Consider the following 24,778-nt stretch of genomic DNA (forward strand, 5'->3'; position numbering starts at 1 on the left):
ATGGAGATATTATGCGTTACTGCTTATTGTGCCTGAGTTTGCTGCTCTCTCCGCTGGCGGCTTTCGCCGAGGACGCCAGTTGGCAGCAAATCAAAAATGACGCCCGCGGTCAGACGGTGTGGTTCAACGCCTGGGGTGGCGACAACGCAGTTAACCAGTATCTCGACTGGGTTAGCGGCGAGATGAAATCGCACTATGCCATTAACCTGAAAATCGTACGCCTGGCGGATGCCGCCGACGCCGTAAAACGTATCCAGACGGAAGCGGCATCCGGGCGAAAAACCGGTGGCTCGGTCGATTTACTGTGGGTGAACGGCGAAAATTTCCGCACGCTGAAAGAAGCCGGGCTGCTACAGACCCAGTGGGCACTAACGCTGCCTAACTGGCGCTATGTTGATACCCAGAAACCGGTGAATGAAGACTTTTCCATTCCAACGGAGGGGGCTGAATCACCGTGGGGCGGCGCACAGCTTACCTTTATTGCCAGGCACGATCTCACCGCGCAGCCGCCGCAATCCCCGCAGGCACTGCTTGAGTTTGCCCAGGCGCACCCTGGCACGGTGACCTATCCGCGCCCGCCAGACTTTACCGGAACGGCTTTTCTTGAGCAGTTGTTAATTTCGCTCACCAACAAGCCGCAGGCGCTGAAAATAGCGCCCGATGCGTCCACATTCGCCGACGTTACCGCTCCATTGTGGCATTACCTTGATGCTTTGCATCCTGCCCTGTGGCGCGAAGGTAAAGATTTTCCGCCCACGCCCGCACGAATGGATGCGCTGCTCAACGGTGGCACCCTGCGTTTATCAATGACCTTTAATCCTGCCCACGCGCAGCAAAAAGTGGCCAGCGGTGAATTACCCAAAAGCAGCTATAGTTTTGGTTTCTCACAGGGCATGCTCGGTAACGTGCATTTTGTCACCATTCCAGCGAATGCGCGTGCCAGCGCCGGAGCGAAAGTTGTGGCAAATTTCCTGCTTTCACCCGAAGCGCAGTTGCGTAAAGCCGACCCGTCTGTCTGGGGAGATCCTTCGGTGCTTGATCCACAAAAATTGCCTGTCGACCAGCGTAATGCGCTGCTGGCGCGGATCCCACAAGGGCTCCCTGCCATGCTGCCAGAACCGCATGCTGCATGGGTAAACGCTCTGGAACAAGAATGGCTACGCCGCTACGGTACACATTAATCCTGCTACTCTGGGCCATCATGGCGGGCGTTTATCTGCCGCTGGCACCAGCGGCTTTCTCTCTTATAACGCCTGCGCTGAGCACCAGACACTGGCTGGCGCTATTTAGCGATCCTCAACTCCCGCAGGCGTTACTGGCAACGCTGGTTTCCGTAAGCCTCGCGGCTGGTGGCGCGCTGATCATCGCCCTGCTGGCGATCCTCGCCTTATGGCCCGGCGCAGGCTGGGCGCGTCTGTGCACGCGTCTTCCGTGGCTGCTGGCGATTCCACATGTTGCCTTCGCCACCAGCGTGCTGTTGGTTTTTGCCGAAGGCGGCATGCTCTGGCAATGGCTCCCGTTTCTCAGCCCCCAGCCTGACCGCTACGGCATTGGGCTTGGCGTGACGCTGGCGGTAAAAGAGAGTGCCTTTTTGTTATGGATCCTCTCAGCTCTGCTGAGTGAAAAACAGCTTTCGCAGCAGGTTATCGTCCTGGATTCGCTGGGTTACAGCCGACTGCAATGCCTGAACTGGCTGGTTCTGCCCTCTCTCGCCCCCGCGTTAGGCAAAGCCATGCTGGCAATCGTCGCCTGGTCGCTCTCGGTAGTGGATGTAGCAATCGTCCTTGGTCCCGGAAACCCACCAACGCTTGCCGTGTTGAGCTGGCAATGGCTCAGTCAGGGCGATGCCGAGCAACAGGCTAAAGGAGCACTCGCCAGCCTGCTGCTGGTACTGCTGCTACTCATCATCGCGCTGGCGGGGTATCTGCTCTGGCGCGCCTGGCAACGCACTATTCCCGCAGTAAACGGGGAACGCCTGCGTTTTTCATCCTGTACAATCGGCCGTTCGCTGGTACAACTTTTGCCCTTTGGCGGTGTGGTGTGCGCGCTGGTTCTGGCGCTGATCGCCAGCTATTCGTCGCTAAATAGCGAGGCGCTCAGCAATAGCCTGCAACTGGGGCTTCTCTCCAGCGTGCTGGCGCTGCTGATACTTTTTGCCTGGCTGGAATGGGGTCCACAAACCGGACACCGTTGGGTCTGGCTACCGCTCATTTTGCCTGCGCTGCCGCTGGTGACTGGACAGTATCTGTTGGCGTTATATGCCGGACAGGATGGGCTGATGATAACCATTGTCTGGGGACACCTGCTGTGGGTGATGCCATGGATGCTGTTTGTGCTCAAACCGGCGTGGCAACGCATTGACCCACGATTGATTTTGATTGCGCAAACGCTGGGTTGGACCCGGGGGCGCATATTCTGGCAAGTAAAATGTCCGCAGCTGGCGCGCCCGGCGCTGGTTGCCTTCGCGGTAGGGTTCTCAGTCAGTATCGCCCAGTATATGCCGACGCTGTGGTTAGGCGCCGGGCGCTATCCCACGCTGACCACCGAAGCGGTGGCATTAAGCAGCGGCGGTAGCACCGCCATTCTGGCAACCCAGGCGCTATGGCAGCTTCTGTTACCGCTTATAATTTTCGCACTGGCGGCGTTTCTCGCTGCGTGGATTGGCCGCTTTCGACAAGGACTCCGCTAATGCTCATTGTACAAAGCGTTTCGTTGTACCAGGGTACGACAGCGCTACTGAAGGACGTTAATTTCCAGGTTAATAAAAGTGACATTGTCACCATTATGGGACCTTCCGGCAGCGGTAAGTCTTCGCTATTTTCGTGGATGATCGGGGCGTTGTCTCCTCAGTTTCAGGCGTCAGGCGAACTGTGGCTCAACGAACAGCGCGTAGACACACTGCCTACCGCGCAGCGCCAGATTGGCATTCTGTTTCAGGATGCGCTGCTGTTTGACCATTTCAGCGTTGGGCAGAATTTACTGCTGGCCTTACCCGCCAGCGTGCAAGGTCCCGCCAGACGCCATGCGGTGGAAAGCGCCCTCGCACGCGCGGGCCTGGCAGGATTTTATTCACGCGATCCGGCTTCGCTCTCCGGCGGGCAACGCTCGCGTGTCGCCCTGCTTCGCGCGCTGCTGGCGCAACCCCAGGCGCTGTTATTCGATGAACCCTTTAGCAGGCTGGATGCGTCGCTGCGCGATACCTTTCGCCAGTGGGTCTTCACCGAAGTACGTAAACTGGGTATTCCGGTGGTCCAGGTTACCCACGATGCGCAGGACGTTCCGCCAGCAGGTCGCGTATTACAGATGGAAAACTGGGCGTGAATGTGGCGATATGCTGCGTTAACGCAAGGTTTTTACTTAACTGGCGGCACAGAATGTCGTCCTCTTTTTCAACGTCGGGCTATTCGATGAAACGTGTTTCTCAAATGACCGCGCTGGCACTGGCTTTAGGGCTCGCTTGCGCTTCTTCCTGGGCTGCTGAAACAGCACAGACGCTCACCCTCAACCAGTTACAGCAAAAGCAAGGCGCGGCGATCGATACCCGTCAGAGCGCTTTTTACAACGGCTGGCCGCAATCGCTTAATGGTCCTTCAGGACACGAGCCTTCCGCACTGAACCTGTCTGCCGCCTGGCTCGACAAGATGAATGATGAACAACTCAGCGCCTGGGTTAAGGCACATCACCTGAAAACTGACGCGCCGGTGGCATTGTATGGCAGCGATACTGACATGCAGGCCGTCAAATCCCGCCTGCAGAAAGTCGGCTTTAACGCTATCTCAACCCTCAGCGATGCGCTTACGGACCCTGCCCGCCTGCAACGTCTGCCGCACTTCGAACAGTTGGTTTACCCGCAGTGGCTGCACGACCTTCAGCAGGGTAAAGAGGTGACCGCCAAACCGGCCGGTGACTGGAAAGTGATTGAAGCCGCCTGGGGCGCGCCGAAGTTGTATCTGCTCAGCCATATCCCTGGCGCGGGCTACATTGATACCAACGAAGTCGAAAGCGAACCGCTGTGGAATAAAGTGTCCGACGCGCAGCTCAAAGCGATGCTGGCGAAACACGGCATCCGCCACGACACCACGGTGATTTTATACGGCCGCGATGTCTACGCCGCCGCGCGCGTGGCGCAAATTATGCTGTATGCAGGTGTGAAAGATGTTCGTCTGCTCGACGGCGGCTGGCAGACCTGGTCTGACTCAGGTTTACCGGTCGAACGCGGTACTGCACCAACGGTGAAGCCTGAACCTGATTTCGGCGTGACGATCCCTGCCCAACCGCAGCTGATGCTGGATATGGAACAGGCTCGCGGTCTGCTGCATCGCCAGGATGCGTCTTTGGTGAGCATTCGTTCATGGCCGGAATTTATCGGTACGACCAGCGGCTATAGCTACATTAAGCCAAAAGGTGAGATCGCAGGGGCGCGTTGGGGCCATGCAGGCAGCGACTCCACCCACATGGAAGATTTCCATAACCCGGATGGCACCATGCGCAGCGCCGATGACATCGCCGCCATGTGGAAGCAATGGAATATCCTGCCACAGCAGCAGGTCTCATTCTATTGTGGTACCGGCTGGCGTGCTTCGGAAACGTTTATGTATGCCCGCGCAATGGGCTGGAAAAACGTCTCCGTCTACGACGGCGGCTGGTATGAGTGGAGCAGCTCTCCGAAAAACCCGATCGCCAGCGGTGAACGGGGTCCGGACGCCAGCAAGTAAGATTGCCATTGCTGCCGGATGCAGCGAGAACGCTTTACCCAGCCTACATAAACCATCGTTGTAGGCCGAATAAGCGAAGCGCATTCGGCAACGCACTACGTTACGCCTGACGCTGGACCGCTTTCAGCGTCAGATATCCGCTCCAGATCCGGGTGAACGTCGTCATCCAGCACAGCGCGCCAAAGACCCACGCCATTACGGCAAAATATTCCGGGAACAGACATCCCAACACAAACAGCAAAATCGTCTCGGTTCCTTCAGTCAGTCCGCCCAGATAATAAAACGATTTATGCGCATAACCGGGGTTATCAATCTGATGCTTTGCCGCCAGCGCGGCGAAGGCCAGAAAGCTGCTGCCGGTGCCAATAAACGCGAACAACAGCCAACCGCCTGCCAGCGCATTTTGCGCCGGCGCAGCAAGAATAAAACCAAACGGCACTAAGGCGTAAAACAGAAAATCGAGCGAGATATCGAGAAATCCTCCCGCGTCCGTTAGCCCTCTGCGCCGTGCCAGCGCCCCATCCAGCCCGTCAAACAGCCGATTGAGTACAATGGCCACCAGCGCCGCCATATACCAGCCTAACGCCAGAAATGGCAACGCCAGCACGCCAATAGCAAAACCGACCAGCGTAAGTCCGTCCGGGGTAATCGCCGGTTGATCAATGATGCCCACGCAGCGATGCAAAAGCGGTTTTAATCGCGGATGAAGATGGCGGTCAAGCATGCGGGCGTCCTTTAAAACTGTCGCACAGTCCCTGGGAGGGAATATCGAGAGCGGCATTAAAACGCGCCGAGAGATTTTGAAACGCAATCAGCGCGGTCATTTCAGTAATGGCATCATCGGTAAAATACTGCTTCATCTGCGCTTTCAGCGCATCGTCAACCTGTGGTGGCGTTGCGGTGACCGCATCAGCATAGGCCAGCCCTACACGTTCTTCTGCGCTAAATAGCGTCGATTCTTGCCAGTTGGCAACCTGTAAGACTTTATCCAGCGCGCCGCAGCGTTCAGCCAGCCGTAAACTGTTGGCGTCAACGCAGAAAGCGCAGTGGCACATCTGAGAAACGCGGGTCATCAACAGCGCGCGCATCACTGGCGACAGGCGTGCCTTTTTACGCTCCAGAAACCCGACAAACAGCGCCACCAGCCAGAACAGGAACGGCATCCGCCCCCACCAGCGCGTGGGATGCAGCACATCACCATAATGTTTTTTCTGCGTAGCAACGAGCGGTTGCAAACTGGAAGGGATACGCGTTAACGGTTTTACCCACGACTGAGGATCGTTCAACGGTGGCTCCTGAATACTTTAGATAAAACAAAGATAACGATAGTATGTCATTTTCTGCCGTTAGATATTGATGAATATAATGAAAACCCTCGACGTGGTCGCCGCTATCATTGAACGTGATGGCAAAATTTTACTGGCTCAACGCCCGCAGCATGCGGATCAGTCAGGTATGTGGGAGTTTGCTGGCGGTAAGGTTGAGCCGGGGGAAAGTCAGCCAGAGGCGCTGGTCCGTGAACTGCGTGAAGAGTTGGGCATCGAGGCGGTCGTTGGGCGCTACATTGCCAGCCATCAACGCGAGGTTTCAGGCCGACTCATTCTCTTACATGCCTGGCATGTACCGTCATATCAGGGGGAGCTGAAAGTGTATGAACATCAGGATATCGTCTGGTGTTCACCCGAAGAGGCGCTGCGTTATCCGCTGGCGCCTGCCGATATCCCGCTATTAGAAGCGTTTATCCTTTTACGCGACGCCAGACCAGCGGATTCGTGCTGATCGTTTTATCATCGCGCTGGCACTGAAGCAAAACGCCATCCGCTTTAATCACCGCCCCTTCTGAGTAGTTTTGATCCTGATAAATACAGCACTGACTACAGGGTTGCGCCCGCTGACCGCTGGAACTGAACACTTCCGGCGGGACATTCACCTGCACGTCCGGGCGATAGAGCTGATTTGCCAGCGTCGCGCTGGACACCAGTGCCAACGCTCCTGCCATGATTATACGGCGCATATTCTTTCCTTTTTGACTGACAGTTATGCTCAGTATAACGGTATAAACCGGCAGAAACTTTAGCCCTTGCCATCATCGCTTTTGGTTATGACCCACGCCGCAATATTAATTTACTTAGCGCGGTTAATTTTTTCTTGCGTCCCGTCACACTGCTGATGTTATAGTCAAAAACTGCAAAACACTTAACACAAAAATCAAAAATATAACCATATCAATACATAAGAGGTACTTATATCTATGGATCAGACATGTTCTCTGGAGTCATTCCTTAACCATGTGCAAAAGCGCGACCCGAATCAGACCGAGTTCGCGCAAGCCGTTCGTGAGGTAATGACGACACTGTGGCCCTTCCTCGAGCAAAACCCGCGTTATCGTCAGATGTCGTTGCTGGAACGTCTGGTTGAACCGGAGCGCGTGATCCAGTTCCGCGTCGTCTGGCTGGACGATCGCAATCAGGTGCAGGTCAACCGCGCGTGGCGCGTGCAGTTTAGCTCCGCCATTGGCCCATACAAAGGCGGGATGCGTTTCCACCCTTCCGTGAACCTGTCGATCCTGAAATTCCTTGGCTTCGAGCAAACATTTAAAAACGCCCTCACCACGCTGCCAATGGGCGGGGGTAAAGGCGGGAGCGATTTCGATCCGAAAGGTAAAAGCGAAGGCGAAATCATGCGTTTCTGCCAGGCGCTGATGACCGAACTGTTCCGCCATTTAGGGCCCGATACCGATGTTCCGGCGGGCGATATCGGCGTGGGCGGTCGTGAAGTCGGCTTTATGGCCGGGATGATGAAAAAACTGTCCAACAACAGCGCCTGCGTCTTTACCGGTAAAGGTCTCTCTTTCGGCGGCAGCCTGATTCGCCCGGAAGCTACCGGCTACGGTCTGGTGTACTTCACCGAAGCGATGCTCAAACGCCATGGCCTGGGCTTTGAAGGCATGCGCGTGGCCGTCTCTGGTTCCGGTAACGTGGCGCAATTCGCCATTGAGAAAGCCATGGAGTTTGGCGCGCGAGTAGTCACCGCCTCCGATTCCAGCGGTACCGTGGTCGACGAAAGCGGATTTACCAAAGAAAAACTGGCGCGTCTGTGCGCGATCAAAGACAGCCGCGACGGCCGCGTGGCGGATTACGCCCGCGAATTTGGCCTGACCTATCTGGAGGGCCAACAGCCGTGGTCGGTTCCGGTTGATATCGCCCTGCCGTGCGCCACCCAGAACGAACTTGATGTCGATGCGGCACGCGTGCTGATCGCCAACGGCGTGAAGGCTGTCGCCGAAGGGGCAAACATGCCTACCACCATCGAGGCCACCGATCTGTTCCTGGAAGCCGGTGTATTGTTCGCGCCGGGTAAAGCGGCCAACGCGGGAGGCGTAGCGACATCCGGTCTGGAAATGGCGCAGAACGCCGCGCGTCTGGGCTGGAAAGCGGAGAAAGTGGATGCGCGCCTGCACCACATCATGCTGGATATTCACCATGCCTGCGTCGAGTACGGCGGCGAAAGCAAGCAAACCAACTACGTACGTGGCGCCAACATCGCGGGATTCGTGAAAGTTGCCGACGCGATGTTGGGCCAGGGTGTGATTTAATTCAGATCTGTTGTTCCCGTAGGCTAGATACGGCACACGTGCCTTATCCAGCCTAAGAGCGCATTACAGGCCCGCCTCTTCAGATGGCGGGCTTTTTTTCGCCGTGCGTTTCCGCGGCGCACTCTTTTTCTTGTCACCACCACTACTACCCGGTGCGGCAATACCACGGAAGCGTCGTACCGGCGTGCTGCGCGCCTGATCGATTAGCTGATACAGCGTCCCCACCAGCGGCTGCATGAAATCCTGATATCGACACTGCTTTTCGCTGATTTGGGTCAGGATAGATTCCCAGTGCGCGGTCATATCCGGGCGCGTCGCCATTTCAGGCAGCGAATGAAACAGCGCTTTTCCGGCATCGGTAGAATGGATATAGCGCCCCTTCTTCACCAGGAAACCACGCTTAAACAGCAGCTCGATAATCCCGGCGCGCGTCGCTTCCGTTCCCAGTCCGTCCGTTGCGCGCAGGATCTTTTTCAGATCTTTATCCTGCACAAAGCGCGCGATTCCGGTCATCGCTGACAGTAGCGTGGCATCGGTAAAGTGCCGCGGAGGCTGGGTCTGTCGTTCAACCACTTCGCCTTTTTCGCACAGCAGTTCGTCGTCTTTTGCCACCACCGGCAGCGGCGTCCCGTCGTTATCTTCGTCGCGCTCTTTGTTGCCAAGCAGCGTACGCCATCCGGCCTCTGCCAGAAAACGGGCTTTGGCGACAAACTTACCTTTCGCGATGTCCAGCTCAATAACGCACTTCCTGAATACCGCATCCGCGCAAAACTGCATCAGATATTGACGGGCAATCAGATTGTATATCTTCGCTTCATTATCGTTCAGGTTGATGGACGAACTGCGCGCGGTTGGAATGATGGCGTGGTGGGCATCCACTTTTTTATCATCCCAACAGCGGTTTCGCGTATCTGGATTGACCGCCGGTTGCGGAAGAAGATCCGGCGCATGGACGCTAATCGCGTTCAGCACCGCGTGACGTCCGGCAAAGTGTTCTTCCGGCAGATAACGGCTATCCGAACGCGGATAGGTGATCAGTTTATGGGTTTCATACAGCTTCTGGCAGATATCCAGAACGTTTTGCGCACTTAAGCCAAAGCGTTTCGCCGCTTCAATCTGCAACGCCGACAGCGAAAACGGCAACGGCGCGGATTCTGATTCCCGTTTATCGTTATAGCTGGTGACAATCGCCGGCTGACCGTTAATGCGGTTTACCACGTGTTCAGCCAGCGAGCGATTCAGCAAGCGCCCTTCTTCATCCTGATGCGGCTCACACGCTTCGCTCGGCTGCCAGATAGCGGTAAACCGCTCATCGGCGGGCGTCACGATATGCGCCTTTACCTCGAAGAAGTCTTTGGCAACGAAGTTTTCAATCTCTTCATCGCGACGCACAACCAGTCCGAGCACCGGCGTCTGCACGCGCCCGACCGAAAGTACGCCCTGATAGCCCGCGTTACGCCCCAAAATGGTATAAGCGCGCGTCATGTTGATACCGTACAGCCAGTCCGCCCGCGCTCGCGCCAGTGCCGACACGCACAGGGGGATGAACTCACTGTTGGCGCGCAGACGCTCAATCGCCCGCTCGACGGCCTGCGGGTTGAGGTCGTTAATCAGGCAGCGTTGCACCTGCTGGCGCTTTTCAGGGGCCAGTTGCAGGTAATCCAGCACTTCATCCACCAGCAACTGTCCTTCACGATCGGGGTCACCTGCGTGAATGACTTCACTGGCCTCATGCAAAAATCGCTTAATAACGTTGAGCTGTTTGGTCACCGAGGGACGCGGCTGCAGTTGCCACTTTTCCGGGACAATCGGCAGATCAACCAGACTCCAGCGAGCATAACGACTGTCGTAGGCATCTGGCTGCGCCTGCTCAAGCAGGTGACCAATACACCAGGTCACCACTTGCCCGTTTCCGCATTCGATAAAACCGTCACCTTTGCGATGTGGCTTCGGCAGCACATCGGCGATAGCGCGCGCCAGACTCGGTTTTTCGGCAATAAACAACCGCATCGAGTTAACGGATCTCAACCATGGCGCGACCGCCACGAGCTTCCACTAACTCACCAATCGCGGTGAGGTCGATGCCAAACTGCGCCGCTGACGCTTTAACTTCGGCTTCAGCTTCCGGCGTTACCGCTAACAGCAGACCACCGGAAGTTTGCGGATCGCAGAGCAGATCGCGAACCGACTGCGGCATTTCACCCATCAGGTGTCCGTAGCTGGCAAAGTTACGCTGGGTACCGCCCGGCACCGCGCCCTGCGCGATGTATTCTTCAACACCTGGCAGCTTAGGAATAGCCTGGTAGACGATCTGCGCCTGAACGCCGGCCCCCTGACACATCTCGCTCAGATGCCCCAGCAGCCCAAAACCGGTAACGTCGGTCATGGCTTTCACGCCGTCGATATCGGCAAATGCCGCCCCGGCAATGTTCATCCGGCACATCACTTCCGTCGCCAGCCCTTTGTGCTCGTCCTTCAGCAGCGATTTTTTCTCTGCGGTGGTCAGGACACCAATACCCAGAGGTTTGGTCAAAAACAGCTTGCATCCCGCCTCGGCGGTGCTGTTTTTCTTCACGCGTTCGGTTGGAACAACGCCGGTTACCGCAAGACCAAAGATAGGCTCAGGGGCATCGATAGAGTGCCCCCCCGCCAGCGCGATACCCGCCTGACGGCAGGCAAAGCGTCCGCCTTCGGTTACTTCGCGGGCGATTTCCGGCGCCAGCTTATCAAGCGGCCAGCCCAGGATAGCAATTGCCATAATCGGTTTGCCGCCCATGGCGAAAATATCGCTGATGGCGTTGGTGGCGGCGATGCGGCCAAAATCAAACGGATTATCGACAATCGGCATAAAGAAATCGGTGGTGCTGATTACGCTGGTGCCGTTCCCCAGATCGTATACAGCCGCGTCGTCGCGGGTTTCATTACCCACCAGTAAGTTTGGATCAACAAACTTCGCCTGCTCGCTGTGCAGGATGGTTTCCAGCACTTTCGGGGAAATTTTACAACCGCAACCGGCTCCGTGGCTGTATTGCGTTAAACGAATAGCTTGCTCGCTCATGGACATCTCCTGTCATTGCAATCCGGATATGGTAGCGCTCATTCCATGATGTGGTAAGAGTGACTGTCTGAATTCGGGTGCCTTTGCTCATAATCCAGACAGTTTTGCCGTTGATATCAGAAATAACGGACGAATGCGCTCGGATCGGCAAGGGTAATCGTCGTGGAAGCTTTCAACTGTGGTGTGCCCAGATAGAGAAAACCGACGATTTTATCTTGTGGGCGACAGTCAAACGCTTCGCGGACGACCTCACTTTCGGTTAATGCGCCACTGCGCCAGATACCGCCAAAGCCCTGGGCAATGGCAGCCATCTGCATGGCCATCACCGCACAACCGGCAGACATTTCCTGTTCCCATAGCGGAACCTTGTCGTTTGCTTCACATTTCGCCACCACGGTAATAATCAGCGGTGCGCGAAACGGCGCGCTGCGCGCTTTTTCCTGGGCCTTCTCATCGCTGCCAGATGCAATAGCGCCTTTTTCAAGCACGGCGGCAAAGCGTTCACGCCCTTCGCCCTCAATGACAAAAAATTGCCACGGTTGCAGCGTTTTGTGGTCCGGCGCGCGCATTCCCGCACGCAGAATATTTTGCAGTTGTTCTCCTGCCGGGGCCGGTTCGACGAGACGAGAGGCGCTACGACGGGTCATAAGTAATTCGAGTGCATCCATTTGCTTAACTCCAACAATGAAATTTGTTCACAAAATTAACACGTGAGCGGATTTTGTTACAGCACAGGCGGTGATTCCTGCTGACAAGTGCCTGTCGGGTCATTACGATAGCCTCATCTTATCGCCTTTCTCCGGGATTTCGGGGTGGCGTGTTGTTAATTGGTAGGGAGAATACATGCGAACCCTGTGGCGATTTATTGCCGGATTTTTTAAATGGACATGGCGATTACTCAATTTCGTCCGTGAATTTGTGCTTAACCTGTTCTTCATCTTTTTGGTGCTGGTTGGCGTGGGCATCTGGATGCAGGTCAGCAGCAGCAACACCAGCGAACACGCTGAGCGAGGCGCGCTGCTGCTGGATATCTCCGGGGTGATTGTCGATAAGCCTTCGAGCACCAGTCGTTTAAGCGTTATTGGCCGTCAGTTGTTTGGTGCCAGTTCCGATCGTCTGCAGGAAAACTCCCTGTTCGATATCGTGAATACGATTCGCCAGGCAAAAGATGATCGCAACATCACCGGCATCGTGATGGATCTGAAAAATTTTGCCGGGGCAGACCAGCCTTCCATGCAGTATATCGGCAAAGCACTGCGGGAATTCCGCGACAGCGGTAAACCGGTCTTTGCCGTGGGCGATAACTTCAGCCAGGGGCAGTATTACCTCGCCAGTTTTGCTAACAAAATTTACCTCTCTCCGCAGGGTTCCGTTGATCTGCACGGCTTTGCCACCAACGGTCTGTACTACAAGTCCCTGCTCGATAAGCTGAAAGTTTCCACGCACGTGTTCCGCGTCGGGACCTATAAGTCTGCCGTAGAACCGTTTATCCGCGATGATATGTCTCCTGCCGCGCGTGAAGCCGACAGTCGCTGGATCGGCGAGCTGTGGCAGAACTATCTCGACACGGTCGCCGCCAACCGCCAGATCCCAGCTCAGCAGGTGTTCCCTGGCGCACAGGCGATGCTGGACGGTTTGACGAAGGTCGATGGAGATACGGCGAAATATGCGCTCGACAACAAACTGGTGGATGCACTCGCCTCCAGCGCCGAAGTCGAAAAAATGCTGACCAAACAGTTTGGCTGGAGCAAAGCGGATAAAAACTATCGCGCCGTCAGCTATTACGATTATTCGCTGAAAACGCCGGCGGATACCGGAGACAGCATTGGCGTTATCTTCGCGAACGGCGCGATTATGGACGGTGAAGAAACCCCAGGAAATGTGGGGGGCGACACCACTGCCGCACAAATCCGCGAAGCGCGTCTCGATCCGAAAGTGAAAGCTATTGTACTGCGCGTGAACAGTCCTGGCGGCAGCGTCAGCGCCTCGGAAGTCATTCGTGCTGAGCTGGCTGCGGCAAAAGCGGCGGGTAAACCGGTTGTCGTGTCCATGGGCGGCATGGCGGCCTCCGGTGGCTACTGGATCTCCACCCCAGCCAGTTACATTGTGGCAAACCCCAGCACGTTAACCGGTTCAATCGGGATCTTTGGTGTGATCAACACCGTAGAAAACAGCCTGGATTCCATTGGTGTACATACCGATGGCGTGGCCACTTCCCCGCTGGCGGATATCTCCATCACCAAAGCGTTACCGCCTGAAGTGCAGCAAATGATGCAATTGAGCATTGAAAATGGCTATAAGCGCTTTATCACGCTGGTCGCGGATGCACGTAAGACAACCCCTGAGCAGATTGACAAAATCGCGCAGGGCCACGTCTGGACCGGTCAGGATGCGAAAGCCAACGGACTGGTAGACAGCCTCGGTGATTTTGACGACGCCATCGCGAAAGCGGCTGAGCTTGCCAAGCTGAAACAGTGGCACATTGCGTATTATCAGGATGAACCGACATTCGTCGATATGGTAATGGACAGCATGTCAGGCTCCGTTCGCGCCATGCTGCCCGAAGCTATTCAGGCCATGCTTCCGGCGCCGCTGGCTTCTGCGGCCAGTGCAGTTAAAGCGGAAAGCGATAAGCTGGCCGCGTTTAACGATCCGCAAAACCGATATGCGTTTTGCCTGACCTGCGCCAACGTTCGCTAACAATTGCCCCCTCTTCGGGATGAAGAGGGGTTTTCATTGAGACAGAAGAAAAGTCATGCAAAAGAAATCGATTTACGTTGCCTATACCGGCGGTACCATTGGTATGCAGCGCTCAGAACAGGGTTATATTCCTGTTTCTGGTCATCTCCAGCGTCAACTGGCATTGATGCCTGAATTCCACCGCCCGGAGATGCCAGACTTCACCATCCACGAATACGTCCCGTTGATGGATTCCTCCGACATGACGCCGGAAGACTGGCAGCATATTGCGGAAGACATTAAAGCGCACTACGACGATTACGATGGTTTTGTCATTCTGCACGGCACCGACACCATGGCGTTTACGGCTTCAGCGCTCTCTTTTATGTTGGAGAACCTGGGTAAACCGGTAATCGTGACAGGGTCACAAATTCCGCTGGCAGAGCTACGTTCAGACGGGCAAATCAACCTGCTCAATGCGCTGTACGTTGCGGCAAATTACCCGATCAATGAAGTAACCCTGTTTTTCAACAATCGACTGTTTCGCGGCAACCGTACCACTAAAGCGCACGCCGATGGCTTTGACGCCTTTGCCTCACCCAACCTTGCGCCGCTACTGGAAGCCGGGATCCACATCCGTCGACTGGGAACACCGCCAGCACCGCACGGCGCAGGTGAACTGATTGTTCATCCTATTACTCCACAACCGATTGGCGTAGTCACCATTTACCCAGGTATCTCCGCTGATGTGGTGCGTAACTTCCTGCGCCAGCCGGTAAAAGCGTTAATTTTGCGCTCCTACGGCGTGGGCAATGCACCGCAAAATAAAGAGTTTCTGCAAGAACTTGAAGATGCGAGCTCACGTGGCATTGTTGTGGTGAACCTGACCCAGTGTATGTCCGGCAAGGTAAACATGGGTGGCTATGCGACGGGTAATGCCCTCGCCCACGCTGGCGTGATTGGCGGCGCGGATATGACCGTCGAAGCCACGCTCACCAAATTGCACTATTTACTCAGTCAGGGACTGGATGTGCAGAGCATTCGTGAAGCTATGACGCAAAATCTGCGCGGCGAGCTCACCCCGGACGAATAAAGGAGTCTATGCCCATGGCCCGAGCCTTACTGTTGGTCGATTTACAAAATGACTTTTGTGCCGGCGGCGCTCTCGCTGTTCCGCAAGGCGACAGCACAATCGAGATTGCCAACCGTCTGATTGACTGGTGCGCCCTACGCGGCGACACGGTTGTTGCCAGTCTGGACTGGCATCCGGCTAATCACGGTAGTTTTGCCAGCCAGCATCAGGTCGCCCCCTACAGTCAAGGACAACTGGATGGTCTGGCGCAAACGTTCTGGCCCGATCATTGCGTGCAAAACAGCGAAGGAGCGGCCCTGCATCCGCTGCTGAAACAGCGTGCAATAGCGAAAACCTTCACCAAGGGCGAGAACCCGCTGGTCGACAGTTACAGTGCGTTTTTTGATAACGGTCGTCGTCAGGCAACCGCGCTGAACGCCTGGCTGCTCGAACACCGTATTGCTGAGCTTATTATCATGGGTCTGGCTAGCGACTATTGCGTTAAATTCACCGTTCTGGATGCGCTCGATCTTGGTTATACCGTCAGCGTTATTACCGACGGCTGCCGTGGCGTCAATATTCAACCCCAGGACAGTGCAGAGGCGTTTATGGAAATGGCCGCAGCAGGCGCAACGCTGTATACGCTTGATGACTGGCTGGAAACCCATCGCTAATTGATGTCGACAGGATCCCCCCTGTCGGCACGTTATCTCAAGCCAGTGTCGAAATCTCTTCCAGCGAAACTTTGCGTGTTTCGATGCCAAAGCAAAAAAGAATCAGCGCGCACAGCACCAGCATTATGCCTAGCACGATAAAGACCGTAATCGAGCCGTAGCGGGTCAACAAGATAGCGACGCCATAGGGCGTAAATACTGCGACAATTCTTCCCACGGCATTCACAAAGCCCGATCCCCGCAATCTAAGGTGTGTGGGCCACAGTTCGGGGACATATACCGCAGAGGCAAAGCACACGTACATATACAAAAAAAAGATCATCACCAGCCCGTAGCTCAAAATAGCCCACTCTTCGGTTTGAATCGAATAGAAATATCCGAGCAGCGCGATAATAACCAACAAGAATGAACCAAACAATCGACGTGGAAAACGATCAATAATCAGTGTGGCAATAAATATCCCAACGGGTGCGCCAATCATAATTATCGCGGTCATAAAAATAGATTTCGTCACATCGATTCCCGAATTAACAAAAATCGTCGGGATCCATACCGTAATGGTATAGAGCGAAATATTCATCGCGATAAGCACGGTGATTGCCACCAGCGTACAACGCAACATCGGCCCTTTGAACAAGAGCCAAAATGAATCACTTTCCGTGCTTATATCCGCAGTCAGGCAATCGCTATGGCAGGGAGGTAAAGTGATGTTTTTTTCTTTCTGAATTTGCAGTTCCACCTGTAGAAGATGTTTTTCAGCTTCGTTTCTCTTTCCTTTGCCAGCCAGCCAACGAGGAGATTCAATATAATACTTTCCCGACAGATACCATGCTAAGAGCATCGCCATGCCACCGAGTAAAAACATCATCCGCCAGCTTAGAAAGGCGATAATCACAACGCCAATCGCCGCTGAAAGCATCGGCGACCAGTTGCCGACAAACGACAGGCGAGCAGACCACTTCCCACGCACCCCGGGCGGAATAAATTCAGTAAATGAGGCATAGCCCACCATAATCAGCGCTCCCATTCCGCTCCCCATTAGGAAGCGGAAAAAGATAAGCCAATACATGTTAGGCACAAACGTTGCCGCACAGGCAGAGACCCCGACGATCAGCAAATTGAAGCGGAACGCTTTGCGTCGACCAAGATAATCACCAATAAAGCCACCGGTTAGTGAGCCAATAAAATAGCCAAACATCAGAGCCGAGGTAAACGCGGCGTTGAGGTAATTATTTGACCAACCGGTACTGACTAATTTTGCCAACACCACATTCCCGGAATAGCTGAGAAAACCGGTGACTAATAAACTAAAACTGATAATGCCGAAAATACGAAAATGAAATCGAGATAAAGGTAAGCGATCTAATCTTGCACCGATAGGGTCACATTGTTCCATCTGGATGCCTCAAATTAAGCTAAATAGAAAGTATGGCGATCGCGGCAGAAAAAATCTCACCGCGCCATCCATCATCATTAGATTCTTCTGGCATTTTCCAGGTGCAAACTAAAATAATATCGATACGACCCACGTTAAAATTAATATACGAGTTGAATATTATTTTCTTTGCAAAATGCAATCCACTCTGCACCCGGTGCCTTATTGGTTATTAGGTAATTAATATGGCTAAAGTCCACGAGCTGGACGAACGCTTTACGATCGAACTTCGAATGATCAACCAACAGAGCCACCTCGGTCGCCTGGCGGATCATCGTCTTTTTGATTTCCGCTTCCGCTTCGTTAGAGTCAAGCGCTCCGCTCTGCATATCCAGACCTTTGCAGCTCATTACCAGGATATCAACATGATAGCGGCTGATAATCTCCTTGGTGATCCTTCCCTGAAGCGACAGCGTATTCTTATTTAATTCACCGCCAGTAGAAACAACGTTAATTTCTGACTGTGCAAGTTCATGAAAAGCTTCAGCCGAGTTGGTCAGTAGCGTCAGATCGTTTCTTTCCTTCAACAGTTTCAATAATTCCATCGCGGTACTGCTGGCGTCGGCAGCCATGGTGGTCTTATTTTTAATGAACGGTAATGCATTACGGGCAATGATCTGCTTTTCTTCAAAAAAAGATTTTGCACGCTTATAAAAATGGATATTGTCGGACAACGCGGTTGTATTGAGTACAGCACCGCCATATGTTCGGGTCAAAAAACCTTCATCTTCCAGTTTTTCCAGATCGCGGCGAATCGTTTCTTCAGTCACCTGAAAGATCGAACTTAAATTAGATACCGCTACTTTCTTATCATTCACCACCATTTGCTTAATGGCCTGAATCCTGTCTTTTGCCGCCACGATGACACCTCTGTTTGCTGCAAAGTAATAATAAGACCCAAGTATCTCACAGGCCATGTTTATTTTCAAAATAACATGTCTGAATCACAGATTTTAGTGCTATTTTACACAGAAACAGAGGTGAACCCCATTTGGCTTATTTTGTATCCAACGCCTCAGCCATTCGCCTCATCAATAAAGAATCATCATCGGTCAGGGGAATCGTTAACGCCTGAACATTATCACGGACCTGTTCAGGTGCGGTTGCGCCGCTCAGCAAGGTGATTAAATCGCTTTGCTTTAAAATCCACGCCAGTGCCAGCGCGGGGATTGTGCAGCGGTATTTTTCGCACAACGGCCGCCATTGCTCAAGCATGTCAATCACCCGTAGCATATTGTCTCGTTGGAACCAGACTTTGTTGGCCCGCGCCCCGCCAGGGACATAATCGCGATCAATAGTTCCGGTCAGTAGACCCTGCTCAAGCGGTGAATATACCTGCACGACGATGCCATGCTGCTGACATAACGGCAGCAGTTCAGCTTCCAGTGCCCGGTCAAGGATGCTGTACTTGGCCTGGATGATATCCAGCTCACCGTGTTTGAGATACTCCCTGATATGTTCCGCATCGACGTTAGCCGCACCGATAGAACGAATTTTCCCCTCTTTCTTGAGTGCGTTTAGTGTATCGACGGTTTCCGCAATCGGCGTAAAACAGGGTTCGACCGACTGCCAGTGGGTCATGTAGATATCAATGCTCTCAATACCCAGTCTTTGCAAACTGGCATCCACCTCTTCGCGAATCGACTCGGGTGTGAGATTTTTATACAACTGCCGGTCGCCCACTTTGTTAAACAAACTTCCTGTTCGCTCCCAGACGATGCCGCATTTGGTTTCAACAACGATATCGTTACGCGGCAGTTTTTTCAGCGCCTGCCCGACAATCACTTCACTATTGCCGAAGTTGTAACCTGGCGCGGTATCAATCAAATTAATACCGCAGCGATGCGCCTCAACAATGGTATCAATACAGACCTGCAGATCGAGATCGCCGTTCCACGCCGGACCGCCGCCAATCGCCCATGTGCCTAATCCCATGCGGGAAAGCGTAATATCCGTACTGCCTAAAGGAATCATTTTCATCTGCCGCTATTATCCTTCATATTCATCGAGAAGTTGTTCAACCAGCTTTCTGTTCTTCACACCCGTCGTGGCCCCTACGCTCAAAACCGATATGGCCGCCGTTGCATTAGCAAACAGCGCGCACTCACGCAGTGTTTTGCCTTCAAGCAGCGCGGAAATAAATCCCGAGGCAAAATTGTCTCCCGCGCCGATAGTGTCGATGGCGGTAATTCCCGAAACGGCTGGAACCTCGATTTTCATATCGACACGTTTGATAAAGCAGCCTCTCTTGCCGGTCTTAATCACGACTGTTTTCACGCCGCAGTTCAGGAAACTGTCGGCAATGTCATCCAGCGTCTCTTTCCCGGTGAGCAGTTTGGCCTCCTCAAAATTAGGAAACAGATAATCCACGTAGCTCAATGCCTGTCGAATATCTTTCAGTGTTTCATTAAGCCGCGGTTTGATCATATCCGCACAGATAATTAACCGATGCGCTTTCGCCTGAGCGAAAATTGCCGTCAGTGCATCGCTATCCAGTAACGGGCTATTAAAAATACTCGCCAGCGACAGCAGCTTTGCTTGAGAGAAGCGGTCAAAATCAACATCGCTGATATTCAGCTTCCACAGGCTGCCGTTACGGTTAGTCACGAAAGTACGCTCGCCATCGGCGGTGACTAATCCCACGTTAATAGATGTATCAATTGCGGCATCCTGCTTCAGGCTCTGAATATCTATATTCTCCCGACGACAGTGGTCGAGAATAAAATGACCTGCTGCATCAGCACCTACCCGGCTCATTAACGCTGTACGATGGCCGAGACGAGAAATAATAGTCGCTTCATTAATTGCGTCGCCGCCGGTTGTCATCGCTATTCTTTCTAACGGATAAGAATCAACATCAAAAATATTTTTACTCACCGGCTGTAAGGGAATATCAACAATAGCTGCCCCTATACAAATAACCTCGATATTATCCATGTTGTCATTCCGCTTTACCGTCAGAACCAAACAATTTAATTTTCTCCAGCGCGCGCTCTTTTACCGCTTTGCGAACTTCACGTTCAACGTGCAGGAAGGGCTGATTCTGGTTCTCCTGCACTGCCACCATGGCAGCCTGGCACAGTTCGGTATGAATGTTGATTTTAGAGATACCTAATGAAATGGCTTTTTTGATATCCGCATCGCTGATACCCGACGCACCATGCAACACCAGTGGCACGGATACGGCTTCCCGCACGCGTTTAACCACGTCGAAATTCAGTTTCGGCTCTGAGGTATAGACGCCGTGCTGGTTACCAATCGCCACCGCCAGAGAATCGCAGCCGGTACGCTCGACAAATTCCGCCGCCTGGTTCGGATCGGTATAGTGATAACCCGCGAGCGCTTCTTCGTACACCGTTTCATTGCCCACATGGCCCAGCTCAGCTTCGACCGGCACACCCAGCGGATGGAAAAAATCCACGGCCTCTTTTGTCAGACGAATATTCTCTTCGAAATCAAAGGCAGAGGCATCACGCATCAGCGAATTCATACCATGAGTCCAGGCGTTATGGATAATCTCCATGCTACGTCCGTGATCCCAGTGGGTAATAACTGGAACCGAGGCCTTTTTAGCCATTGAAACCATCATGTGCGAAAAATCTTCGAACGAGGTATTACCCACAAAACCAGTACCGAAAGAGATAATCACCGGCGATTTCGATTCTTCCGCCGCATCAATCACCCCCATTAGCATTTCCGCATTCCACACGTTAAAGTGAGCAATCGCATAATGTTTATTTTGGGCATCATTTTCCCAATATTTAATATCTGCCAGCATAGTTATTTCTCCCTTTCCGATAAATTAATGATTTACTTTAATTACGCCTTTAATAATTTCGCTTTTGTTATTAACGGATTCATCAAACGCGCGCTGAACATCTGCATAATCGTAAATATGCGTCACCATCGATTTCACATCGAACCGACCGGAGGATATGGCTTCAATAGTAACCGGATAGCGGTTGGCGTAACGGAAAACGGTCTGAATAGACACTTCACGGTTAATTTTGAGGAAATTAATTGCGGAATCACCAGGTACTGTACCAACGATCATGATTTTCCCGCCGCGCATCACCAGATACGGCGCCTGCTTAACGGTTATGGCTGAACCGGCAGTTTCGAAAACAATGTCCGCGCCCATATCGCCAGAGAACTGCTGGCAGCGGACAATGGTGTCCTCTTTTGCACCGTTTATAACGGTTGTCGCCCCGAGTTGTTCAGCCATCGCCAGACGTTTTTCCAGCACATCAACCACCGCGATCTCGGTTGCGCCCAAACATTTACACGCCTGCAAAGTCATTAAACCAATACACCCCGCCCCAAGAATGACGATTTTCTTACCCGGTTTAACGTCTGCCAGCATTGCAGCATGCATACCCACCGCCGCTGGCTCCACCAGCGCACCTTCCAGGGTGTCCATGTTATCGGGCAATTTGTAAGTGAAACTCTCCGGATGACACAGATAGTGGGTTAGCGCGCCGCGGTAGTTGGGCTGCGTAGCCATAAAATCGACGTCCGGGCAGATATTGTATTTCCCTTCCAGGCAGTAGCGGCAGTGACCGCACGGTACACCGGGTTCAATATTCACCCGATCACCCGGTTTAAATTTGGTTACACGGTTCCCTACCGCCACCACCGTACCGGCGCATTCATGCCCCAAACCAATTTCCTGATTAGGATCTTTCGGCGGAATAAAAGGACCTGATTCAAAACCGTGAACATCTGAACCGCAAATACCAACGTATTCAACTTTGATCAGCACTTCATGCTCATTGGGCACCGGAATATCGGCGGCGATGATTTTCATCGTGCCCGGCGTTTTTAATATCGCTTTCGAGTTTTTCATTTTATTTCCCGTCAATATTATTTGCTGGTAACTGCATCAATCCCGAGACTTTCGACAGAGACGCCTTTGGTTTCAATTCCGATGGTAGCAATGGCAATGGCGACAATAATGGAGACCGCACCTAGCAGTACAAACACCCCTGTCACGCCGTAACCATTAAGTAATACTGCGACTGCATAAGGTGCGGCGATACCACTGACACGCCCGACAGCGTTGGCCAGTCCCGAACCGCGAAGTTTCGCTTCGGTCGGCCATATTTCCGGAACGTACACAGCGGAGGCATAACAAACATACATATAAACAAAAGTAATCAGGAAAAAACCGATTAATGTAATTAGCAGCATACTGGTTTGCAGCGAATAGATATAACCCAGCACAGCAATTAACACTAATAACCCCACCCCCATTGTTTTTCTCGGAATTTTATCCATTACCAGCATGGCGATAAAAATCCCAAATGGCGCACCGAACATGCTCATGGTATTTAAGACAATGGAGTCTTTCAGATTAATACCCTGGGTCATAAATATTGTCGGTAGCCAGTTAATTAAGGTGTACTGAACGACGTTCATGGCAATCAGAACAAAAGAACCCAAAATAACCCGCTTCAGCAATACACCTGTTAATAAGGCGGAGTACGGTACAGAACGAGGTTGTTTGCCATCATCCTTTATCACGACTGGCGGAAGAGGCTTACCGGTCTGTCGAATAACACCTTCTTCAATTGCCCGCATCACCTTTTCGGCTTCCTGGTAGCGCCCGCGAGACTCCAGCCAGCGAGGCGACTCAGGGAAACTGCGCCAGGCAATAACGGTTGCTATGAGCGACAGCACCGCAGGAATCAACAGCTGTACGCGCCAGTTCCATTCCACGCTGATAAGTGGCGTCAGCCCCATCGCGATCAGTGAACAGAGCGGATAAGACCAGTTGCCGATAAACGAGACCCGACTCGACCAGGTACCACGATTTCTGCCAGGCATATATTCGGTAAACCCGGCAAATAAGGTGACCAGCAGCGCGCCTAATCCAACTCCCATCACAAAACGACAGGCGATCAGGAAGGTCATATTGGGTGAAAACGCACCAACGATCATAGAAAAAATATGAATCGCTTCATACAGAATAAATGCATTTTTACGCCCGATCTTATCGCCAATAATTCCCCCCCCGAGCGCACCGAGAAACATTCCAGCCGTCGTAATGGCAGAGAATGTGGCGGTGGTGGAATTATCAGTCCAGCCAAGTTCTTTTAATTGCGCGAGAATTAATCCGCCGACGGCATTACTCCAGCAAACCAGTAATCCGAAGGCAACCATGGCAAACATAGACGTATGCCAGCGACAGTCAGGCAGCCTGTCCAACCTCGCGCCGCAGTGTGGTTTTGCTATCTGTTCCATCCGGGAACCTTCCTTTAATAAATGGGGTTATTCATCAAAGTCGTAGGTCATGATGACCTTAATCGCGGTCTTATCGACCATCGCGTCAAAACCTTCTCGCCATTGCGATAAGCCGATACGGTGAGTGATCATCGGTTTGACTTTTATCGCACCGCTAGCGAGCAGGCGAATAGCATTGCGCCAGGAAGTGGAATCGTAGGCCATATGACCAATGATGCTTTTATTCCACGCAGTGATGTCGTTAATAGAAAAATCGAGAGGTTTGAAGCCCATCCCCACGCGGACGACTTCACCGTTAGGACGCAGCATTTCGATAGATTGTTTCAGGGCAATATTGGCACCAGAACATTCGATGACCAGTCCCAGATTGTCTTTCCCGCAGATCTCCTGACAACGTGCGACCACATCTTCGGTTGAACCGTTGACGACAGCCGTGGCCCCCATTTCTTTGGCTATCGGGAAACGTACCGCGACATCGTCTTCCAGCCCGACCATCACGATATTAACGGCCCCCATAATGCGCGCCATTTGTACCGAAAAAAGTCCCAGCGGGCCGGTACCAAAAACCACCACATCCTGACCCGGAAGAAATTTGGATTGCTGGGCGATAGATTTGTAGGCATTGCAGATGGGATCGAGTACAGCCGCCTCTTCATAATCAACGCCTGTTGGGATTTCCCACAGCGCATGACGGTGAATTTTGAGGATCTCCCCAGGGACCAGACAGTATTTCGAAAACCCCCCTCCCCAGGTATTGTTATCCAGACCTAAATTCACCTTTTCTGTACAACAAAGAAAATCACCTTGTTCGCAAGACGGACAAACGCCGCAGACGTGCCCGCTGTTGTCAGAAACCACTCGCTGACCGACTTTCCAGTCCTTAACCTTATCGCCAACCTGCACAATTTGGCCGGCAAATTCGTGACCACGAATCGAATTGAACTGGTCGGACCCACTGTCGACATTGTAGTGTTTCATGTCCGCGCCGCAGATAGCTGCCGCCTTGATTTCAATCACTACGTCATCCGGGCCGCATATCGGTTCCGGGACATCAATCATCTTGTAGCCGCCAAAGCTCTTGCCAAATCTTGCCAGTGCTTTCATTGAATTTTCCTTTGTGTTTAGTTTTGCATCACCTGGCATCATACTTATCCATATAATTTTTGAGGTCAACACAAAATCTTTAAAACACAGATTATGATCTGCATTTCACAACTTAGATCACAAATAAGTGCCAAAATGAATTGAAAGCCAAAGACACAGCAGCCGCTTGGTTAAAATGACGTGAACACCTTCGCATTTTTCCT

At 52.8% G+C, this 24,778-nt stretch carries 23 protein-coding genes; 9 read left to right on the forward strand and 14 right to left on the reverse strand.

Features of this window, described 5'->3' with window-relative positions; all coding sequences use genetic code 11:
* The first annotated feature begins 11 nt into the window (after positions 1-11).
* From KQJ19_RS02540 to KQJ19_RS02555, 4 genes are all read left to right on the forward strand, one after another.
* Positions 12-1,181: an ABC transporter substrate-binding protein gene (locus tag KQJ19_RS02540; RefSeq protein WP_103766213.1), complete on the forward strand. Its 1,170-nt coding sequence runs from the start codon at positions 12-14 to the stop codon at positions 1,179-1,181.
* Positions 1,154-2,689 carry a thiamine ABC transporter permease gene (locus KQJ19_RS02545; RefSeq protein ID WP_103766212.1) on the forward strand — a complete coding sequence of 512 codons (1,536 nt, stop codon included), beginning with the start codon at positions 1,154-1,156 and terminating at the stop codon, positions 2,687-2,689. Before KQJ19_RS02540 ends, KQJ19_RS02545 begins: the two co-directional genes overlap by 28 nt.
* Positions 2,689-3,321, forward strand: a complete 633-nt coding sequence (locus KQJ19_RS02550) for an ATP-binding cassette domain-containing protein (RefSeq protein WP_216403307.1) — start codon at positions 2,689-2,691, stop codon at positions 3,319-3,321. Before KQJ19_RS02545 ends, KQJ19_RS02550 begins: the two co-directional genes overlap by 1 nt.
* An 86-nt stretch (positions 3,322-3,407) precedes the next feature.
* Positions 3,408-4,715 carry a sulfurtransferase gene (locus KQJ19_RS02555; protein ID WP_049040435.1) on the forward strand — a complete coding sequence of 436 codons (1,308 nt, stop codon included), beginning with the start codon at positions 3,408-3,410 and terminating at the stop codon, positions 4,713-4,715.
* A 100-nt stretch (positions 4,716-4,815) separates the two neighbouring features.
* On the opposite strand, the gene KQJ19_RS02560 is transcribed toward KQJ19_RS02555, so the two are convergent.
* Positions 4,816-5,439: a CDP-alcohol phosphatidyltransferase family protein gene (locus KQJ19_RS02560; protein WP_047358607.1), complete on the reverse strand. Its 624-nt coding sequence runs from the start codon at positions 5,437-5,439 to the stop codon at positions 4,816-4,818.
* Positions 5,432-6,001 carry a carboxymuconolactone decarboxylase family protein gene (locus KQJ19_RS02565; protein ID WP_103766208.1) on the reverse strand — a complete coding sequence of 190 codons (570 nt, stop codon included), beginning with the start codon at positions 5,999-6,001 and terminating at the stop codon, positions 5,432-5,434. Before KQJ19_RS02565 ends, KQJ19_RS02560 begins: the two co-directional genes overlap by 8 nt.
* Positions 6,002-6,080: 79 nt before the next feature.
* Between KQJ19_RS02565 and KQJ19_RS02570 the strand changes: the two genes are divergently transcribed.
* A complete protein-coding gene (locus KQJ19_RS02570) occupies positions 6,081-6,494 on the forward strand; it encodes a pyrimidine (deoxy)nucleoside triphosphate diphosphatase (RefSeq protein WP_049282048.1) in 414 nt (137 codons plus the stop codon).
* Here KQJ19_RS02570 and KQJ19_RS02575 read toward each other — a convergent pair.
* The gene (locus KQJ19_RS02575) at positions 6,454-6,714 is read right to left on the reverse strand and encodes a YnjH family protein (protein ID WP_170973731.1); all 261 of its coding nucleotides are present in this window, start codon (positions 6,712-6,714) and stop codon (positions 6,454-6,456) included. The genes KQJ19_RS02570 and KQJ19_RS02575 overlap by 41 nt on opposite strands.
* 252 nt (positions 6,715-6,966) lie before the next feature.
* On the opposite strand from KQJ19_RS02575, the gene gdhA reads away from it, so the two are divergent.
* The gene (gdhA, locus tag KQJ19_RS02580; protein ID WP_047498892.1) at positions 6,967-8,310 is read left to right on the forward strand and encodes an NADP-specific glutamate dehydrogenase; all 1,344 of its coding nucleotides are present in this window, start codon (positions 6,967-6,969) and stop codon (positions 8,308-8,310) included.
* Positions 8,311-8,373: 63 nt separating this feature from the next.
* Here the strand turns inward: gdhA and topB are convergent, their stop codons facing one another.
* The 3 genes from topB to KQJ19_RS02595 form a co-directional block, all read right to left on the reverse strand.
* Positions 8,374-10,320, reverse strand: coding sequence for a DNA topoisomerase III (gene topB, locus KQJ19_RS02585; protein WP_049282049.1), 1,947 nt, complete (start codon positions 10,318-10,320; stop codon positions 8,374-8,376).
* Positions 10,321-10,324: 4 nt separating this feature from the next.
* Positions 10,325-11,368, reverse strand: coding sequence for a selenide, water dikinase SelD (selD, locus tag KQJ19_RS02590; RefSeq protein ID WP_103766207.1), 1,044 nt, complete (start codon positions 11,366-11,368; stop codon positions 10,325-10,327).
* 116 nt (positions 11,369-11,484) lie between these two features.
* On the reverse strand, positions 11,485-12,036 hold the full coding sequence (locus KQJ19_RS02595; protein ID WP_016152830.1) for an NAD(P)H nitroreductase: 552 nt from the start codon (positions 12,034-12,036) through the stop codon (positions 11,485-11,487).
* Positions 12,037-12,211: 175 nt separating this feature from the next.
* On the opposite strand from KQJ19_RS02595, the gene sppA reads away from it, so the two are divergent.
* From sppA to pncA, 3 genes are read left to right on the forward strand one after another with little or no spacing between them, the layout of a single operon-like run.
* Positions 12,212-14,068, forward strand: coding sequence for a signal peptide peptidase SppA (gene sppA, locus KQJ19_RS02600; RefSeq protein ID WP_016156312.1), 1,857 nt, complete (start codon positions 12,212-12,214; stop codon positions 14,066-14,068).
* 55 nt (positions 14,069-14,123) lie between these two features.
* Positions 14,124-15,140: an asparaginase gene (gene ansA / locus KQJ19_RS02605; protein WP_016156311.1), complete on the forward strand. Its 1,017-nt coding sequence runs from the start codon at positions 14,124-14,126 to the stop codon at positions 15,138-15,140.
* Positions 15,141-15,148: 8 nt separating this feature from the next.
* A complete protein-coding gene (pncA, locus tag KQJ19_RS02610; protein ID WP_181220525.1) occupies positions 15,149-15,793 on the forward strand; it encodes a bifunctional nicotinamidase/pyrazinamidase in 645 nt (214 codons plus the stop codon).
* Between the two features lie 37 nt (positions 15,794-15,830).
* Here pncA and KQJ19_RS02615 read toward each other — a convergent pair whose 3' ends face one another.
* The 8 genes from KQJ19_RS02615 to KQJ19_RS02650 form a co-directional block, all read right to left on the reverse strand.
* Entirely contained in the window at positions 15,831-17,189 is a 1,359-nt protein-coding gene (locus KQJ19_RS02615) for an MFS transporter (protein WP_047498903.1), read from the reverse strand.
* 140 nt (positions 17,190-17,329) lie between these two features.
* Positions 17,330-18,088: a DeoR/GlpR family DNA-binding transcription regulator gene (locus KQJ19_RS02620; protein ID WP_016152825.1), complete on the reverse strand. Its 759-nt coding sequence runs from the start codon at positions 18,086-18,088 to the stop codon at positions 17,330-17,332.
* A 136-nt stretch (positions 18,089-18,224) separates the two neighbouring features.
* Positions 18,225-19,208 (reverse strand): aldo/keto reductase, encoded by a 984-nt coding sequence (locus KQJ19_RS02625; RefSeq protein ID WP_016152824.1) that lies wholly within the window; start codon positions 19,206-19,208, stop codon positions 18,225-18,227.
* 9 nt (positions 19,209-19,217) lie between these two features.
* The gene (locus tag KQJ19_RS02630) at positions 19,218-20,165 is read right to left on the reverse strand and encodes a sugar kinase (protein ID WP_047358601.1); all 948 of its coding nucleotides are present in this window, start codon (positions 20,163-20,165) and stop codon (positions 19,218-19,220) included.
* Between the two features lie 4 nt (positions 20,166-20,169).
* Entirely contained in the window at positions 20,170-21,006 is an 837-nt protein-coding gene (locus KQJ19_RS02635; protein ID WP_016152822.1) for a ketose-bisphosphate aldolase, read from the reverse strand.
* Between the two features lie 24 nt (positions 21,007-21,030).
* Positions 21,031-22,074, reverse strand: coding sequence for an NAD(P)-dependent alcohol dehydrogenase (locus KQJ19_RS02640; protein WP_047498905.1), 1,044 nt, complete (start codon positions 22,072-22,074; stop codon positions 21,031-21,033).
* Between the two features lie 17 nt (positions 22,075-22,091).
* Positions 22,092-23,471 carry an MFS transporter gene (locus tag KQJ19_RS02645; protein WP_216403308.1) on the reverse strand — a complete coding sequence of 460 codons (1,380 nt, stop codon included), beginning with the start codon at positions 23,469-23,471 and terminating at the stop codon, positions 22,092-22,094.
* 27 nt (positions 23,472-23,498) lie between these two features.
* Positions 23,499-24,575, reverse strand: a complete 1,077-nt coding sequence (locus KQJ19_RS02650) for a zinc-binding dehydrogenase (RefSeq protein WP_016152819.1) — start codon at positions 24,573-24,575, stop codon at positions 23,499-23,501.
* Between the last annotated feature and the right edge of the window lie 203 nt (positions 24,576-24,778).

It is taken from the genome of Citrobacter sp. S46_ASV_140, assembly GCF_018919545.1.
GTDB classification, from domain to species: Bacteria; Pseudomonadota; Gammaproteobacteria; order Enterobacterales; family Enterobacteriaceae; genus Citrobacter; species Citrobacter braakii.

Bases quoted from the DNA above. Each gene is read 5' to 3' on its own strand.
- KQJ19_RS02540 (WP_103766213.1), top strand. From the start codon at position 12: ATGCGTTACTGCTTATTGTGCCTGAGTTTGCTGCTCTCTCCGCTGGCG.
- KQJ19_RS02545 (WP_103766212.1), top strand. From the start codon at position 1,154: ATGGCTACGCCGCTACGGTACACATTAATCCTGCTACTCTGGGCCATC.
- KQJ19_RS02550 (WP_216403307.1), top strand. From the start codon at position 2,689: ATGCTCATTGTACAAAGCGTTTCGTTGTACCAGGGTACGACAGCGCTA.
- KQJ19_RS02555 (WP_049040435.1), top strand. From the start codon at position 3,408: ATGAAACGTGTTTCTCAAATGACCGCGCTGGCACTGGCTTTAGGGCTC.
- KQJ19_RS02560 (WP_047358607.1), bottom strand. From the start codon at position 5,439: ATGCTTGACCGCCATCTTCATCCGCGATTAAAACCGCTTTTGCATCGC.
- KQJ19_RS02570 (WP_049282048.1), top strand. From the start codon at position 6,081: ATGAAAACCCTCGACGTGGTCGCCGCTATCATTGAACGTGATGGCAAA.
- KQJ19_RS02575 (WP_170973731.1), bottom strand. From the start codon at position 6,714: ATGGCAGGAGCGTTGGCACTGGTGTCCAGCGCGACGCTGGCAAATCAG.
- gdhA (WP_047498892.1), top strand. From the start codon at position 6,967: ATGGATCAGACATGTTCTCTGGAGTCATTCCTTAACCATGTGCAAAAG.
- topB (WP_049282049.1), bottom strand. From the start codon at position 10,320: ATGCGGTTGTTTATTGCCGAAAAACCGAGTCTGGCGCGCGCTATCGCC.
- selD (WP_103766207.1), bottom strand. From the start codon at position 11,368: ATGAGCGAGCAAGCTATTCGTTTAACGCAATACAGCCACGGAGCCGGT.
- KQJ19_RS02595 (WP_016152830.1), bottom strand. From the start codon at position 12,036: ATGGATGCACTCGAATTACTTATGACCCGTCGTAGCGCCTCTCGTCTC.
- sppA (WP_016156312.1), top strand. From the start codon at position 12,212: ATGCGAACCCTGTGGCGATTTATTGCCGGATTTTTTAAATGGACATGG.
- ansA (WP_016156311.1), top strand. From the start codon at position 14,124: ATGCAAAAGAAATCGATTTACGTTGCCTATACCGGCGGTACCATTGGT.
- pncA (WP_181220525.1), top strand. From the start codon at position 15,149: ATGCCCATGGCCCGAGCCTTACTGTTGGTCGATTTACAAAATGACTTT.
- KQJ19_RS02615 (WP_047498903.1), bottom strand. From the start codon at position 17,189: ATGGAACAATGTGACCCTATCGGTGCAAGATTAGATCGCTTACCTTTA.
- KQJ19_RS02625 (WP_016152824.1), bottom strand. From the start codon at position 19,208: ATGAAAATGATTCCTTTAGGCAGTACGGATATTACGCTTTCCCGCATG.
- KQJ19_RS02630 (WP_047358601.1), bottom strand. From the start codon at position 20,165: ATGGATAATATCGAGGTTATTTGTATAGGGGCAGCTATTGTTGATATT.
- KQJ19_RS02635 (WP_016152822.1), bottom strand. From the start codon at position 21,006: ATGCTGGCAGATATTAAATATTGGGAAAATGATGCCCAAAATAAACAT.
- KQJ19_RS02640 (WP_047498905.1), bottom strand. From the start codon at position 22,074: ATGAAAAACTCGAAAGCGATATTAAAAACGCCGGGCACGATGAAAATC.
- KQJ19_RS02645 (WP_216403308.1), bottom strand. From the start codon at position 23,471: ATGGAACAGATAGCAAAACCACACTGCGGCGCGAGGTTGGACAGGCTG.
- KQJ19_RS02650 (WP_016152819.1), bottom strand. From the start codon at position 24,575: ATGAAAGCACTGGCAAGATTTGGCAAGAGCTTTGGCGGCTACAAGATG.